The following is a 14,610-nucleotide window of genomic DNA, read 5'->3' as shown; positions in this document are numbered from 1 at the left end:
TCTATCTGAATTTTTCTGTTGGATAATTAATTACGGGAAGAACTTCTGTCAGACGTTCTCTTCTTTTTTCAAACTGCGGCGGCAACTGCAAATCTTCTCCTAAAAACGCGGCTTCTTCATCTACATCGAACCCGGGACCTGAAGTAGCAATTTCAAACAAAACTCCACCCGGCTCTTTAAAATATACGGAGGTAAAATATTTTCTGTCTTTTACTTCAGTATGCTCCAGACCATATGCATTTAAGCGTTTTACCATTTCAAGCTGAGATGCAGCATCAGGAGTAGCAAATGCTACATGGTGAACGGTACCTCTTCCTGCCAATCCTTTCAATGCGCTGGGTGTAGACAACAGATCTACATATTTCCCCGGCATATTCTCTGTTCCCAATCTCAGTCTGTCAGGAGTTTCCTTAATTACTTTATGATCCATCTGAGTGGTCAGAAGAGCGGCCGTTCTTTGATAGTCATCCTGCCAGATTTCTACGTGATGGATTCCTTTAATGGCATAATCTTTAGGAATATAACCATTGTAATATCCTTTTCTTTCGTCCTTATCATTAAAAACCATCTCCAGACCCAACCCGTCAAAATCTTCAAGATAAATAAAAACTTCATCCGAGAATCTTTGCTGTGGCTGTTTAAAAGGAATATTAAACTGTTCCAGACGGTTCATCCAATAATCCAGAGCATCTATAGAAACTGAAAATGCCGTTGTATTGAGCATTCCTTTACCATGTCTGCCGTTGATCAGATCCTTACCATACGGAAAAGTAGTCATGATCGTTCCCGGTGTTCCATATTCATCCCCGAAATAAAAATGATAAACATCCGAGTAATCAAAATTAACCGTTTTTTTGACCAATCGAAGTCCTAAAACTCCGGTATAAAAATCTATATTTTCCTGTGCATTTCCGGTAATTGCCGTAACGTGATGCAGTCCTGTGATAAGTTTCATTCTGTTGATAATTGTTAATTGATTATTATGATAGCATACGAGATTTCGAGATTTGGGGTTCGGGTTGATGCTTTCGAGAGCAGTTTTATTCATCTTTTGTCTTTCACCTTTGTTTTTAGCTTGAGACTCTCAACCTCTCAAATCCCCAATCCTCAATCCTCAAAATGTCAAGATTCTTTTACAAAGGTTACATAAAAAATTTAGATTCCTTCGGAATGACAAAGTGGACGGATAGATAAAGTGCATAGTTTGTTCATTACGTAGGAATCTACGCTCCCACCCTTGTACTCTCATACGCTCTCACCCTCTTGCCCGAAAACTTATTCACCCGAATCCAGAAAACTCGCATCCCGAATCCCAGCTCTCAAACTCACTAGAGTTCTTCCTTCAACCAAACATCATTGTATTCTTCCGGATGACGTTTGAACTGTGCGTGAACATACGGACACAGCGGCAGAATCTTTAAATCATTTTCTCTTGCATAGGAAACCAGTCTTTCCAGTAAGATTTTAGCAAAGCCTTTTCCTTCATATTCCGGATTTACTTCAGTATGATAGACCGTCAGTTTTTTTCCGATAACTGAAATATCCATCTTACCTGCTTTTTTATCGTCTGAGAAAAGCTGGATCTCCCCTTTTCTTCCTTCTAAAACTATTTCTGTTCTTTCCATTTTTTTGTTTTTAATTCTTAATTCAAAGTTAGCATCTTTATCAGTCCTGGCCGATGATCTATGATAAGTTCGGAAGTACTCCTTCTATTTTCTCACGCATTCCTTCATACTGTGCAGGAAGCTTCAGGTTGGTTCCCAACTCATTCAAAGGTTCATCTACTGTGAATCCCGGGTTATCGGTTGCAATTTCAAATAAAACTCCTCCCGGCTCACGGAAATATAATGAATAAAAATAATCTCTGTTGATTTTCGGAGTGATGCTCAATCCTGCAGATAATACTTTCTCACGATATTCCATCAGAACATTGTCATCTTTTACCCTGAAGGCAATATGGTGATTGGTTCCGGCAGCGCTTCTTCCGGCAGGAATTGTATCATTCTCAATAATATCTATAAGGTTAGCCGTGTCAATTGCATCAGTAGCGAATCTGTATCTTTCTCCTTCTTGTTTCTGCAAATCATATCCTAAAACATCAGTTAGAACTTTGATCGTAGGATCTGCTTTTTTTAAGGTTAAAGTTACATTATGGAAACCTTTCAAGGCATATTCATCCTTGATATCATCAGTTGTCCATACTTTTCTGCTGTCTTCACTTGCAGGTTCTATAAACTGTAACTGAAGACCGTCCGGATCTGTAAAAGAAATCATTTTTTCTCCAAAAACTTCTGCTTCTTCTACATTTACATTAAAGCTTTGTAAACGGTTTTTCCAGAATTCAAGACTTCCTTTGGGTACTGAATATCCAATGTGCGTAGCCATTCCACTTCCGTTGTTTCCTTTACCAATTCCTTCCCATGGAAAGAAAGTAAGGATGGTTCCCGGTGTTCCGTTTTCATTCCCAAAATAGAAATGATAAGTTCCCGGATCGTCAAAGTTTACCGTTTTTTTCACCAGTCTTACTCCTAAAACCTGAGTATAAAAATCTAAATTTCTTTTGGCGTTGTCTGCTATTGCAGTAATATGATGCAGACCTAATATTCTATTGTCCATTGTCTTTAATTTTTATGCTAAATTACAGTGAACAGAAATGCTGCGCATTTAACTAGTTTAATAAATGTAGATGCTTCATTTCGATCAACATCTTTTTATCATACGTTTAAATAAGAACACAAAAGAACCTTTACACAATTCTTAAAAATATCAGCTTATTTTATCTTTTTCATAACATAAATTAAGATTTAATTTCAGCTTCGTTTGAATGAAAAATCAAAAAGCCCATAAAATATTTTAAAAAAAAATCAACAAACAAAACAAGTAACAATTTGATTTTAAGTAATTTAAATCATTAACAATAATTTAATATTTAAAATGTCTACTTTTTTAGTGGACTAATAGAAATTATATTATATATTTGCAAACGTATTCAGGAAATAAAACAAAATGAAGGCAGAATTCAAAAATAATTCAATTAAGAGACATACCATCAAAAATATGATGAAGGATATCTGTATGCCTGTGCATCAAGAATACTGTGGTTGACCTTACTTTTATTTAGACATATTTTAAAGGCTTTACCACGTGGTAGAGCCTTTTTTTATTGAACACAACAACATTAAAAAAAATAAAAATGAACAATTCTAAAAACAAATGGTTGATTCCATTGGCTTTTACAAACATCTATGTGATATGGGGAATTACGTTTTTAGCTATTTCATTTGGCTTAAAAGGTTTTCCGCCATTTATTCTTTCAGGATTAAGATTTCTGGTTGCCGGGATTCTGATGATAGGATATCTTCTTTCTAAAGGAGAAAAAGCAAATTCACTGATCAACTGGAAGAAAAATGCAATTACCGGTATTCTTATTCTTACCGGAGGAACAGGTCTTGTAGCCTGGGGAGAACAATATGTAACGGCTTCAGAAGCGGCAATTTCTATTGCAACCGGCCCGTTCTGGTTTATTGCAATCGACAGAAAAAACTGGAAATATTATTTTTCAGATAAATTTATTCCAATAGGATTGGCCATTGGATTTGCAGGATTAATTATGTTTTTAAAAGGCAGTGTCAATTCAAATGCAGCGCATGCCGTTGCTGACGGAAATCTTCGTATTACGGCATTTGTTGTATTAGGTCTAAGTTCCATCGCATGGGTACTGGGATCTTTATATTCAAAGAAAAATCCAGCTTCTCAATCTACCTTTATGAATATTGCTCAACAGCTTATAGTAGCGGGATTAGCTTCTTTCTTAATCTCTTTTTTAAGAAAAGAATGGGTTGATTTTTCAGTTTCTGCAGTTCCATTATCGGCATGGTTTGGGGTTCTATTTTTGATCTTCTTTGGATCGATAGTCGCTTATTTGTCGTACATTTGGCTTCTGTCCGTAAAACCCGCTGCCTTGGTAAGCACCCACACCTATATCAATCCTATTGTAACAGTGATTGCAGGGTGGATTGTTGCCGGCCAAAGCATCAATGGAGGTCAGCTGTATGGCTTGTTCATCATATTGCTGGGAGTACTTCTAACGAATGTCACCAAGTATTTCAGACTTTCAAAACGGTCAAAGGTAAAAATCAGAAGAGTAAGAAGATTTTTTAACAGAGCAGGCAGACCATATCAGCCTATTTAAACAGTATACAAAATCAGAATGATAGAGATCAGAAACATATCGAAAACATTTCACCAGAAAAAACAGTCCTTTAAGGCATTGGATAAGGTGAGTTTAAATATAGAAAAAGGAGATATTGTAGGAATCATTGGTTTTTCGGGTGCAGGAAAAAGTACCCTGATCCGTACCGTAAATCTATTGGAAAGACCGGATGAAGGACAAATTATTATTAATGGAAAGGATTTTACCAAACTTAGCTCCAAACAACTGGCTGAAGAGCGTAAAAAAATCGGGATGATCTTCCAGCACTTCAATCTCCTTTCTTCAAGAACTGTTTTTGATAATGTGGCTCTTCCTTTAGAACTGGATCACAGCAGTAAGGATGAAATCAACAGAAAAGTCAACGAACTACTGAAGGTCGTAGGGCTTGAAGATAAAGCCAATGATTATCCCAGAAGTCTTTCGGGTGGACAGAAACAGAGGGTAGCTATTGCAAGGGCTTTGGCCAATGATCCTCACCTTCTGCTTTGTGATGAAGCAACCAGCGCATTGGATCCTGCTACAACGCAATCTATCTTACAACTTTTAAGAGATATCAATCAGAGACTGGGAATTACCATCCTTTTAATTACCCACGAAATGGAAGTGATCAAAGCGGTCTGCAACCACGTTGCCGTGATCGACAAAGGAAAATTATTAACAAAAGGAACTTTAAGCGAGATTATTTCGGACAAAGAAAACCCGATTATCCGCCAGTTTATAAATTCAGACATCATGACCCTGCCACAGGAACTCAGCAGCAGACTGCAGAAAGAACCAAAAGAAGGTTTATTTCCGCTGGTCGAAATAGAACTTAATGAAAACATCAGTGTTGAACAAATTCTTTCAACATTATATAATCAATATAAAATCCCTTATAAGCTTCTAAAAGCAGACGTAGAGTATTTTGGAGATTCCAATTTCGGAAAACTTCTGCTGCAGCTTCAGGGTGAGGCCGAAGAAAACCAACAGGCGATCTATTATTTCAACCAAAATAAAATTCAAAATACAGTAAAAGGATATGCTTAGTGATACGGTAATTGCCCTTTTGGCAAAAGGAACCTGGGAAACGATTTATATGACATTTTTATCCGGATTTTTTGGATTTGTGCTGGGCCTTCCGGTAGGAATCATGTTATTTTTAACCAGAAAAGGACAACTGCTGGAAAATGCAGCCTATCATAGAGGTTTATCTATTCTGGTCAATATTTTCCGTGCTATTCCTTTTATTATTCTGATCGTGTGGATGATTCCTTTTACCAGGATTCTGGCGGGAACTTCTATTGGAGTAAATGCAGCTTTAGTTCCGCTAAGTGTGGGTGCAGCTCCGTTTATTGCAAGACTTGTGGAGAACAGCCTTATTGAGGTTCCTCATGGTCTTATAGAAACGGCAAGAGCACTGGGCGCTTCTCCTTTACAGATTATCAGAAAAGTATTGCTTCCTGAAGCACTTCCTTCTTTAATCAACAATGCTACAATCACTTTGATTACGTTGGTAGGTTATTCTGCGATGGGTGGTGCTGTAGGTGCGGGCGGACTTGGACAGGTTGGTTACCAGTACGGTTATATCGGATATGATATTGTCATTATGAATACGGTTTTGGTTCTGCTGGTTCTGCTGGTTTTCATCATCCAGTTTATGGGTGATAGGTTGTCAAAAAGATTTGATCACAGGTAGTTTTGAGTGAGAGAGTTTGAGGGCTTGAGAATATGAGAGTATAGAAAGTTATTAATTTAGTCATTTTGTTCTCTGTCTTAATCCATTTTAAATAAAAAATAGAATGAAAAAAATAAAAATTTTTGGTGTAATAGCTGCAGGAATATTACTGTTCAGTGCTTGCTCAGGAAGAAAAGATGATCCGAACTTTATTCGTGTGGGGATTACCTATGGTCCGGAACAGGAAATTGCTGAGGTTGCCAAAAAAGTAGCTAAGGATAAATATAATCTGGAAGTGGAGCTTATTCCTTTTAATGATTATGTAGTTCCCAATGAAGCCCTGACAAACGGAGATATTGACGCCAATGCTTTTCAGCATCTTCCTTATCTGACAGAACAGTCCAAGCAGAGAGGATACAACCTAGTACCAGTAGGAAATACATTTGTCTATCCTATTATAGCCTATTCAAAAAAGATTAAAAATATCAGCCAGCTGCAGGAAGGCAACACGGTCGTTATTCCTAATGACCCAACCAATGGAGGACGCTCCCTGCTTCTTCTGCAGAAAGGCGGTCTTCTGAAATTAAAAGCAGGTGTAGGACTTCTGCCAAAAGTAACAGATATTACAGAAAATCCAAAACAGCTGAAGATCATGGAAATTGAGGGAGCACAGATTCCAAGAGTTTTAGATGACAGAGACGTTGTTGTGGGGATTATCAATAATAATTTTGCCGCTCAGGCAGGATTAGATTCTGAAAAACAGGGTGTGCTGATTGAAGATAAAGACTCACCCTATGTGAATCTTGTGGTGGCCAGACAGGATAATAAAAACAGTCAGAAAGTAAAAAACTTTGTAAAAGCCTACCAGTCGCCGGAAGTGGAAAAGAAAGCCAAAGAGATTTTCAAAGGCGGAGCTGTGAAGGGATGGGATTAATGAGTTGGAGGGTTTGAGAGTGGATGAGTTTGAAATGCGAGGTTCGAGGCGCGCGGTTTCGGGATGAGAGTTTGAGATTAGGAAGGTTTGAGGTTGTAAGAGCGTAGATTCCTTCGGAATGGACAAACTATGCGCTTTACCTATACGTCCATCTTGCCCATTCCGTAGGAATCCAGACAATGTTAGGAGCGTTATAGGATTCGAGGTAAGAGTTTGAGATTAGAAAGGTTTGAGATTGTAAAAGCGTAGATTTCTTCGGAATGGACAAACTACGCGCTTTGCTTATACGTCCACCTTTTCATTCCGTAGGAATCCAGACACTGTGTTTAGAGCGTTGTAGAATTCGAGGTGCTTTTCCACCTATCAACTTCTATTTATATTTTTCGCCATTATAAATACAATATTCAACAATGAGCTGTCTGCAAATATGTGGGCAGTTTTTTTATTCATTAAAATTTATTTTCTCAATTTGAGATAATAAAAAATTTTCTCTATTTTTGCTTTTAATCAAATAGAAAGGCATCATGTTAAAGAAAACCGTCATTATAAGTTTATTCACCTTTATTTCTGCTTCTTATATGGCTCAGACTAATACTACCCTTCCCGTTTACTTAGATGAATCCAAACCTGTAGAACAGCGTATTCAGGATGCATTATCAAGAATGACACTGGAAGAAAAAGTGGCAATGCTTCATGCACAGTCGAAATTCAGTTCACCTGGTGTTCCAAGATTGGGAATCCCGGAATTCTGGACCACTGACGGTCCTCACGGGGTACGTCCGGAAGTAATGTGGGACGAATGGGATCAAGCCGGATGGACTAACGACTCCATTATCGCCTACCCAGCCCTGACTGCTTTATCTGCTACCTGGAACAAAAAAATGTCATGGAACTATGGTAAAGCTTTGGGTGAAGAAGCCCGCTACAGAAAGAAAGATATCCTTCTGGGACCTGGAGTGAATATTTACAGAACTCCGCTGAACGGAAGAAATTTTGAATATATGGGTGAAGATCCTTATCTGACCTCAAAAATGGTAGTTCCTTACATCAAAGGGGTACAATCTAATGGCGTGGCTACTTCTGTGAAACATTTTGCCCTGAACAATCAGGAAATGTTCCGTCATACGAGCAATGTGAATGTAGATGACAGAGCGCTTTATGAAATTTATCTGCCTGCATTCAAAGCTGCGGTAACAGAAGGTGATTCATGGACCATCATGGGGGCTTACGATATGTACAAAGGTCAGTATGCCAGCCAGAATCAATATCTGTTAAATGATATTTTAAAAAAGGAATGGAAATATAAAGGGGTTGTAGTCTCCGACTGGGGGGCTGTAAACAACACAGAACAGGCGATTCACAACGGTCTTGATCTGGAATTTGGATCGTGGACCAACGGACTTTCTGCCGGAACTAAAAATGCCTACGACAATTACTATCTGGCAAAGCCTTATCTTGACCTGATTAAAGCTGGCAAAGTAGGTACTACAGAACTTGATGATAAAGTAACAAGGTTACTTCGCCTTGCCTATAAAACAACAATGAACCGCAACAAACCTTTCGGGAATATCGCTTCAGAAGAGCATAAAGCGGTTGCAAAAGAAATTGGAGAAGAAGGAATTGTTTTATTAAAAAACCAGGGAAATATTCTTCCCATTGATCTTAATAAAGCTAAAAAAATAGCAGTTATTGGAGAGAACGCTATTAAAATAATGACTGTTGGAGGGGGCTCTTCATCTTTAAAAGTGAAATATGAAGCTCTTCCATTAGACGGAATCAAATCCAGGTTTGGAAAGCAGGCAGATGTACAATATGCGAGAGGTTATGTAGGAGATATCGGAAGTGAATATAATGGCGTAAAATCCGGACAGGATTTAAAAGATACCCGCTCTGAGGCTGAATTACTGAATGAAGCTGTAGAATTGGCCAAAAAATCAGATTATGTGATTTTCGTTGGAGGTCTGAATAAAGCCGACTTCCAGGACAGTGAAGGAAATGACAGAAAGAGCTACGGACTTCCTTATAATCAGGATCATGTGATCTCCGCACTGGCAAAAGCCAATAAAAACCTTGCCGTTGTTCTGGTGTCCGGAAATGCTGTAGCTATGCCGTGGATTAAGGAAGTTCCGGCCGTTTTACAGTCGTGGTATCTGGGGTCTGAAGCGGGAAATTCAATTGCCTCTATTCTGGCAGGTGACGCGAATCCGTCAGGAAAACTTCCATTCACATTCCCTGTAAAACTTGAAGACAATTCAGCTCATCAACTTGGAGAATATCCTGGACAGAAAGATGAATTGGCTGCAGGAAAAGGTAAAGATCAGAAAAACCCTATCAATATCACTTACAACGAAGGTGTTTTTGTAGGCTACCGATGGCATGATACTAAAAATATAAAACCTCTGTTCAGTTTCGGACATGGATTGAGCTATACGACTTTTGAATTCGGAAAGGCAAAAGCAGACCAGAACACCATTTCACAGGATGGTAAAATTACGTTTACAGTAACGGTGAAAAATACGGGTAAAAAAGCAGGTGCTGAGGTTGCTCAATTGTATATCAGTGATTTAAAATCATCGGTTCCACGTCCTGCAAAAGAATTGAAAGGGTTTGAAAAAGTATATCTGAACCCTGGAGAACAGAAAGAAGTTACTTTCACCATTGATAAAACAGCTTTAAGTTTCTTTGATGCTCAAAAACATGACTGGGTAGCTGAACCGGGAGACTTTGAAGCACTGATTGGAAATTCTTCCGATGCCATTAAAACGAAAGTGAAATTTACACTTAAATAAAAACTGAGAGTTAAGAGTATAAACTCTATTTAATAATTATTTGATAGAATGCAAACAGATTCCAAATTGGGATCTGTTTTTTATTACCCCAGACCACACAATTTTCTCTATGCTCAAATTACGAAATCTGTAAGCTGTTATTTTTTTAACGCAAAAGAGCGCAATTCTTTTGGAAATAATTTTATGAAAAAAGTTCGCAAAGACTTTACACTCAGCAGAGACAAATACTCAGTTGCTAAGCGAAGTGCCGCTGCGACCGAAAAAGTATATACTGCAATTCAACTTTGCGAGCATTGCGTTTATACAGCAACTAATGTTCTACACTGTATGTGCGCCTTCTGATAAACCATGCGTTTATATGGTTCATAAAAAAGCAGACTCCAAATTGGAACCTGCTTTTATTTTTATTCTGACAAATCTTGAATTACTTTCCGCCGCCAGCATTTTTCTCTACATCTGTTTTGGTATTTTCTTTTACCTTCTGGTTTCCGAAGCGCTTCACAAACGTAAGAGAAACTCCGTACCAATCCCATTTTGAATACTCTCTGAAAGTTCCATCCTGGCTGTAAGTTGTGTTATCTCCATAAGGTCTTTTAAAAATATTCATCAGCTGCATACTCAATTCCATTTGGGTTTTCGGGAATATTTTGGTGACTGAAATATTATGAAATACATTGGTATTGTTTGCGTATGAATTTCCGTTGTTCTGATTGGCAAGTTCCACCCATGCACTCAGGTTAATATTTTTATTGAACAGATTGGTATAAGATACATTCGCAGAGGCTCCCCAATAACTGATATAGTCTTTGGCTCCCAGCTTATTTTTCTCATTAAAATCTTTATTATTAATATAGTACCAACCAAATCCTGCATTGACATTCAGTTTATTTTTCAGGAAATTTTGATTGGTATTGGCGAAAAGATAATATTTTTCAACTTTTCCATCAAAGTTTCCTGGTAATGAAACTGTTCTGCCATTTTCCGTTACATAAGTAGTCCAGTAATCCTGATTGGTATGCATATATCTTGCAGAAATAAAATACTTTTTCAGAATTCCGAATTTCAGATAAAGTCGGTCATTCGGATTGGGGTTCAGATAAAGGTTTCCTCTGGAATATGTTCCGTTAATTTCAGGCATTACAAAAGGATTAAACTCAGAATACCACGGTCTCCAGATGCTTCGGTTATAGGTAAGACTCAAATCAAATTTCTCTGAAAAACTATATTTCAGCAATAGATTGGGAAGAAAAGTTCCATAAGAATCTTTTCTCTCTGTACCCGCCACATCCTGTGTTACTTTATAATCAATGTATTCGTATCGGATTCCGACTCTTGTTTCCAGTTTTTCGAAAAATGTTTTGCTGTAATTGGCATATAAAGAGCTCAGATGATCTTCATAATGGAATCTGTCATTCTTGGATAAATTGGCATATTCCGGTGTGGCATTATCAATACTGAATCCATAGAGCCTGTTAGGAATAACATGATTGTTCAATTCGGTTTTTCCTCCCACTTCCATGGTTCCGCCTGTCTTACCAAAAGGATGGGTATAATCAATTTTCAGATAATAATTACGCATTTGGTTTGTGCTGATAACTCCCAGCTGCTGATTGGTAATCACACCCTGCTTATTAATTTGTTTGTCAATCAAATTATCATTGTTATCACTTGAATAATTGGTACCCAAATTAATATCTAAAATCCTGTTCTTTTCCTTATCATAGTATTTATAGAAAGCATTAGTTCCTAAATTTCGGCTAAATCCCCAGTTATTTTGTGTCTGAAGGAAAGATTCACCGGGATCTCCATCTTTTCTGGTCATCCCGTCAGACTCTGCAGAAAGTAAATTTCTGTTCTGTGAATATTCCAGTACAAATCCGAAATTATTTTTGTCATTAATTTCAAACTCTGAGGTAGAAGAAAGAGAAGGACTCTCATTTCTCATCACGTTTTCCAGATTGAACTGGGTAAGCTTATTACCTTCAAATCGGTTATCCCAGGTCTGGGTTTTCTGCACATACGTTCCGTTATTATAACTTCCAATAAGGGTTTGGGTAAACTTTTTCTTGTGGTAATTCAGGTTAAAATTCGTGTATTGCGAATTTTTTGTACTTTGTCTGTTGTTCAGCGAGATACTTCCTTTCAATCCCTCATCATCTCTCTTTTTCAGGACAATATTGATTACAGAACCTGAAGTCTCATATCTTGATGAAGGGCTGGTAATGACTTCAATTTTCATCAGGTTATCAGCAGGAATCGTCTTAAGATATTCCTTTAATTCCTTCCCTGTAAAAACTGATTTTCTATCATTGATGTATACGGTGACCATCTGCCCTTCGGCTTTTACATCATCATTATTATCTATGCTTACCAAAGGTGTCATCCTAAGAACGTCCCATGTTGTATTTCCTGCCAGAATTGCACTGTTAGCTACATTAAATACAGTTCTGTCTACCTTAGATTCTACGGTTGGTTTTCTGGCAACCAGAGTTACCGCTTCTATTTCTTTTGTATTTCCTTTTACAGTATCCTTTGCTGCCGCGGCCTGAGCCTGCTGAGCCATTGCAAATGAACCTGCTAATATTGCTATTGGAAATAAGATTACTTTCATGTGAAATTATAGTTTTTTCTATAAGACCATTATCTTCACAAGTTTGTTACATCAAAAAGTAAAAAAAATAAAATAAATCCTTAATTCCCAACAAGATATAAACTAAAAACAAAAGCATAAACTTAAAAACAGTAAAAAATTTTCAATAAACCAACATAATAAAAATCACTTCCGTAATAAATATTCTTAAAAACATATTTTATCTGTAATTTAAATTTTATTGAAAAAATTTTCTATTTTGTCCTTGATGAGTGAATCTTTTATGATGAAAATAAATTGTTCATTCATTAAATTCCAAAAGTCTTACCAACAAAAAAGCCCGGATCTCACCCGGGCTGCTAGCAATAGCAAATTTACAAGGAATAATATTAAAAAATATATGCTAGTTTAAATTTTCAAAATAATGAATAACGCCTACTTCAGGCAGACGACGCGGATCCTTATTAAAATCAGACTCTTTATTTTTGCTGTTTTCCAGAAAAGAATTACTGAAAAGCGCATAAGAAGGCTGCTCTGCCAGTCCGTTTTTCAAAAGCTGATGGGCTTCCACAATGGTTTTTCCATATAATTTTCTAAAGTTTCCAATATTGTACTGTGAGAAAGATCCGTAATGAACAATAAACTTGAGAGCCAGATCAATTTGGGTGCTTAAACTCTTACTCAACTCCTCTATCTTCCTATTGAAGGCGCTTCTCATCTTCCACAGCATTTTTGAAATGCTCTGATAAGACGGGTTCTCATCATAACGGTAAAATAAAATGGCATCACCCTCAATCTCGGAAATTTCAAAATACTGATCATTTACATCAATCAGTGTAGACAATAACTGTCTTACAATATACTCGCCTGTATACAATTTTGTATTGAACACAAATTCGGTAAATCCGCTGAAATCCGGAATTAAAATGATCCCCTCCTGTATATTTGTCTTCATAATGATATGGATTAAAAACCTGCTTCATCATTACAGACGAAGCAGATTCAATTTTACTTTATTGCCATCCGCCACCTACTGAGCGGTAAAGTGCTGTTATAGCATTCAGTCTCTGGGTTTTCAGAGACGCCAGTTCCAACTCTGCCTGAAGTTTATTCGATTGGGCAATGATTACCTCTACATAAGTTGCTGAATTATATTTAAATAACAGATCAGCTTTCTTCACTGCCTCACCGGATTTCACAGCCAATCCTTCTGCAATTTTCTGCTGTTCTTCCAGTTTTTGGATCTGTACCAATGCATCAGAAACTTCAGCAACTGCTTTTAAAACAGATTGTTTAAAGTTGAGTTCCGCCTGATCAGCGACTACTTTAGACTGTTCATACTGTGTTTTCAACTGTTTCCCATTCAAAATCGGTTGTGCAACAGCTCCTGCCACCATTCCGAAAAGTGATCCCGGAACGCTGAACCATTTACTGATCTGGAAGGCGTTTACACCTCCCTGCGCTGTAATATTCAACGAAGGATACATACTCATTTTGGCAACATGAATTGCGGCTGCACTTTTTCTTACCTCAAGTTCTGCCGTTTTAATATCCGGTCTGTAACTTAATAATTCTGAAGGAACTCCCGCCGCGATATGATCCGGAGACTGTACATTGTTCAGGCTTGCACTTCTTTCAATTTTCCCAGGCATTGAGCCCGTAAGCAGACTCAAAGCATTTTCCTGGGTTGTCACAGAGCTTTCAATCGCAGGAATTGATTTCAGGATCTGATCTTTCACAATTTCCTGCTGCTGTACCGCCAAAGCCGTTGTTAATCCCAATTCCTGTTGTTTAGTGAGAAACTTCAGGGTATTATCAGCATAAGCCAGATTGGATTTTGTAATCTCCAGCTGGGTATCCAGCATCAGCAGGTTATAATATCCCTGCACTACAGCAGATACCACTTGTGTTTTTACCGCCTTTGCTGCTTCCTGCGTTTTGAGATATTCTGCCAAAGCCTGTTCTTTCCTTCCTTTGATCTTCCCCCAGATATCGGCTTCCCATGAAAAACTAAGGGAAGTTGTATAATCTTCCATATATCTTTTTCCCATGAACTGCCCGGCCATCATTCCATTCATACTGTTATCTGAAGGACGGTTGATATTCGCATTGGCAGAAGCACTGATTGTCGGAATATTAGCCCATTTGCTTTGAGTATAAGCCAATGAAGCAAATTCTATCTGTTTTAAAGCGACCTGAAGATCATTATTCTGTACCATCGCTTTATCTATCAAGCCTACCAGAACCGGATCTTTGAAAAAATCTTTATAGCTGATTTTAGCAATATTTTCATTTTGATCCGTAACAATACTATCACTTCTGAAAGCTTCAGGTATTTTTACCTCAGGCTGTTCATATTTCTGTACTTTACAGGAAATTGCTGTTCCCGAAATGAACGCGATATATGCTATATTTTTAATTTTCATTTTT

The 14,610-nt window shown here is 37.6% G+C and carries 11 protein-coding genes; 5 read left to right on the top strand and 6 right to left on the bottom strand.

The window, feature by feature from the left end; all coding sequences use genetic code 11:
* Position 1: 1 nt before the first annotated feature.
* The 3 genes from ACLMCG_RS10130 to ACLMCG_RS10120 all read right to left on the bottom strand — a co-directional run bounded on the left by ACLMCG_RS10130 (position 2) and on the right by ACLMCG_RS10120 (position 2,616).
* Positions 2–1,048, bottom strand: a complete 1,047-nt coding sequence (locus tag ACLMCG_RS10130) for a ring-cleaving dioxygenase (protein ID WP_413959438.1) — start codon at positions 1,046–1,048, stop codon at positions 2–4.
* A 280-nt stretch (positions 1,049–1,328) separates the two neighbouring features.
* Complete coding sequence (locus ACLMCG_RS10125; protein WP_213280102.1) at positions 1,329–1,625, bottom strand: GNAT family N-acetyltransferase; 297 nt, start codon at positions 1,623–1,625, stop codon at positions 1,329–1,331.
* A 58-nt stretch (positions 1,626–1,683) separates the two neighbouring features.
* Positions 1,684–2,616 (bottom strand): ring-cleaving dioxygenase, encoded by a 933-nt coding sequence (locus tag ACLMCG_RS10120; RefSeq protein ID WP_413959437.1) that lies wholly within the window; start codon positions 2,614–2,616, stop codon positions 1,684–1,686.
* A 577-nt stretch (positions 2,617–3,193) separates the two neighbouring features.
* Between ACLMCG_RS10120 and ACLMCG_RS10115 the strand changes: the two genes are divergently transcribed.
* The 5 genes from ACLMCG_RS10115 (at position 3,194) to ACLMCG_RS10095 (ending at position 9,590) form a co-directional block, all read left to right on the top strand.
* Entirely contained in the window at positions 3,194–4,192 is a 999-nt protein-coding gene (locus ACLMCG_RS10115) for an EamA family transporter (RefSeq protein WP_413959436.1), read from the top strand.
* Positions 4,193–4,210: 18 nt separating this feature from the next.
* Positions 4,211–5,239 carry a methionine ABC transporter ATP-binding protein gene (locus ACLMCG_RS10110; protein ID WP_223599466.1) on the top strand — a complete coding sequence of 343 codons (1,029 nt, stop codon included), beginning with the start codon at positions 4,211–4,213 and terminating at the stop codon, positions 5,237–5,239.
* Positions 5,232–5,888 (top strand): methionine ABC transporter permease MetI, encoded by a 657-nt coding sequence (gene metI, locus ACLMCG_RS10105; protein ID WP_413959435.1) that lies wholly within the window; start codon positions 5,232–5,234, stop codon positions 5,886–5,888. Before ACLMCG_RS10110 ends, metI begins: the two co-directional genes overlap by 8 nt.
* A gap of 103 nt (positions 5,889–5,991) precedes the next feature.
* Complete coding sequence (gene metQ, locus ACLMCG_RS10100) at positions 5,992–6,801, top strand: methionine ABC transporter substrate-binding lipoprotein MetQ (protein ID WP_413959434.1); 810 nt, start codon at positions 5,992–5,994, stop codon at positions 6,799–6,801.
* 578 nt (positions 6,802–7,379) lie between these two features.
* Positions 7,380–9,590, top strand: coding sequence for a glycoside hydrolase family 3 C-terminal domain-containing protein (locus ACLMCG_RS10095; protein ID WP_413959726.1), 2,211 nt, complete (start codon positions 7,380–7,382; stop codon positions 9,588–9,590).
* A 424-nt stretch (positions 9,591–10,014) separates the two neighbouring features.
* Here ACLMCG_RS10095 and ACLMCG_RS10090 read toward each other — a convergent pair whose 3' ends face one another.
* From ACLMCG_RS10090 to ACLMCG_RS10080, 3 genes are all read right to left on the bottom strand, one after another.
* A complete protein-coding gene (locus ACLMCG_RS10090) occupies positions 10,015–12,201 on the bottom strand; it encodes a TonB-dependent receptor domain-containing protein (RefSeq protein ID WP_413959433.1) in 2,187 nt (728 codons plus the stop codon).
* A gap of 382 nt (positions 12,202–12,583) precedes the next feature.
* Positions 12,584–13,135, bottom strand: a complete 552-nt coding sequence (locus ACLMCG_RS10085; RefSeq protein WP_413959432.1) for a DUF2652 domain-containing protein — start codon at positions 13,133–13,135, stop codon at positions 12,584–12,586.
* A 58-nt stretch (positions 13,136–13,193) separates the two neighbouring features.
* Entirely contained in the window at positions 13,194–14,606 is a 1,413-nt protein-coding gene (locus ACLMCG_RS10080; RefSeq protein ID WP_413959431.1) for an efflux transporter outer membrane subunit, read from the bottom strand.
* Positions 14,607–14,610 lie beyond the last annotated feature (4 nt).

The organism is Chryseobacterium sp. S90 (genome assembly GCF_047444895.1).
GTDB lineage: Bacteria > Bacteroidota > Bacteroidia > Flavobacteriales > Weeksellaceae > Chryseobacterium.
The sequence above is the reverse complement of the archived record's forward strand: the minus strand, read 5'-3'. Positions and strand labels throughout refer to the sequence as shown.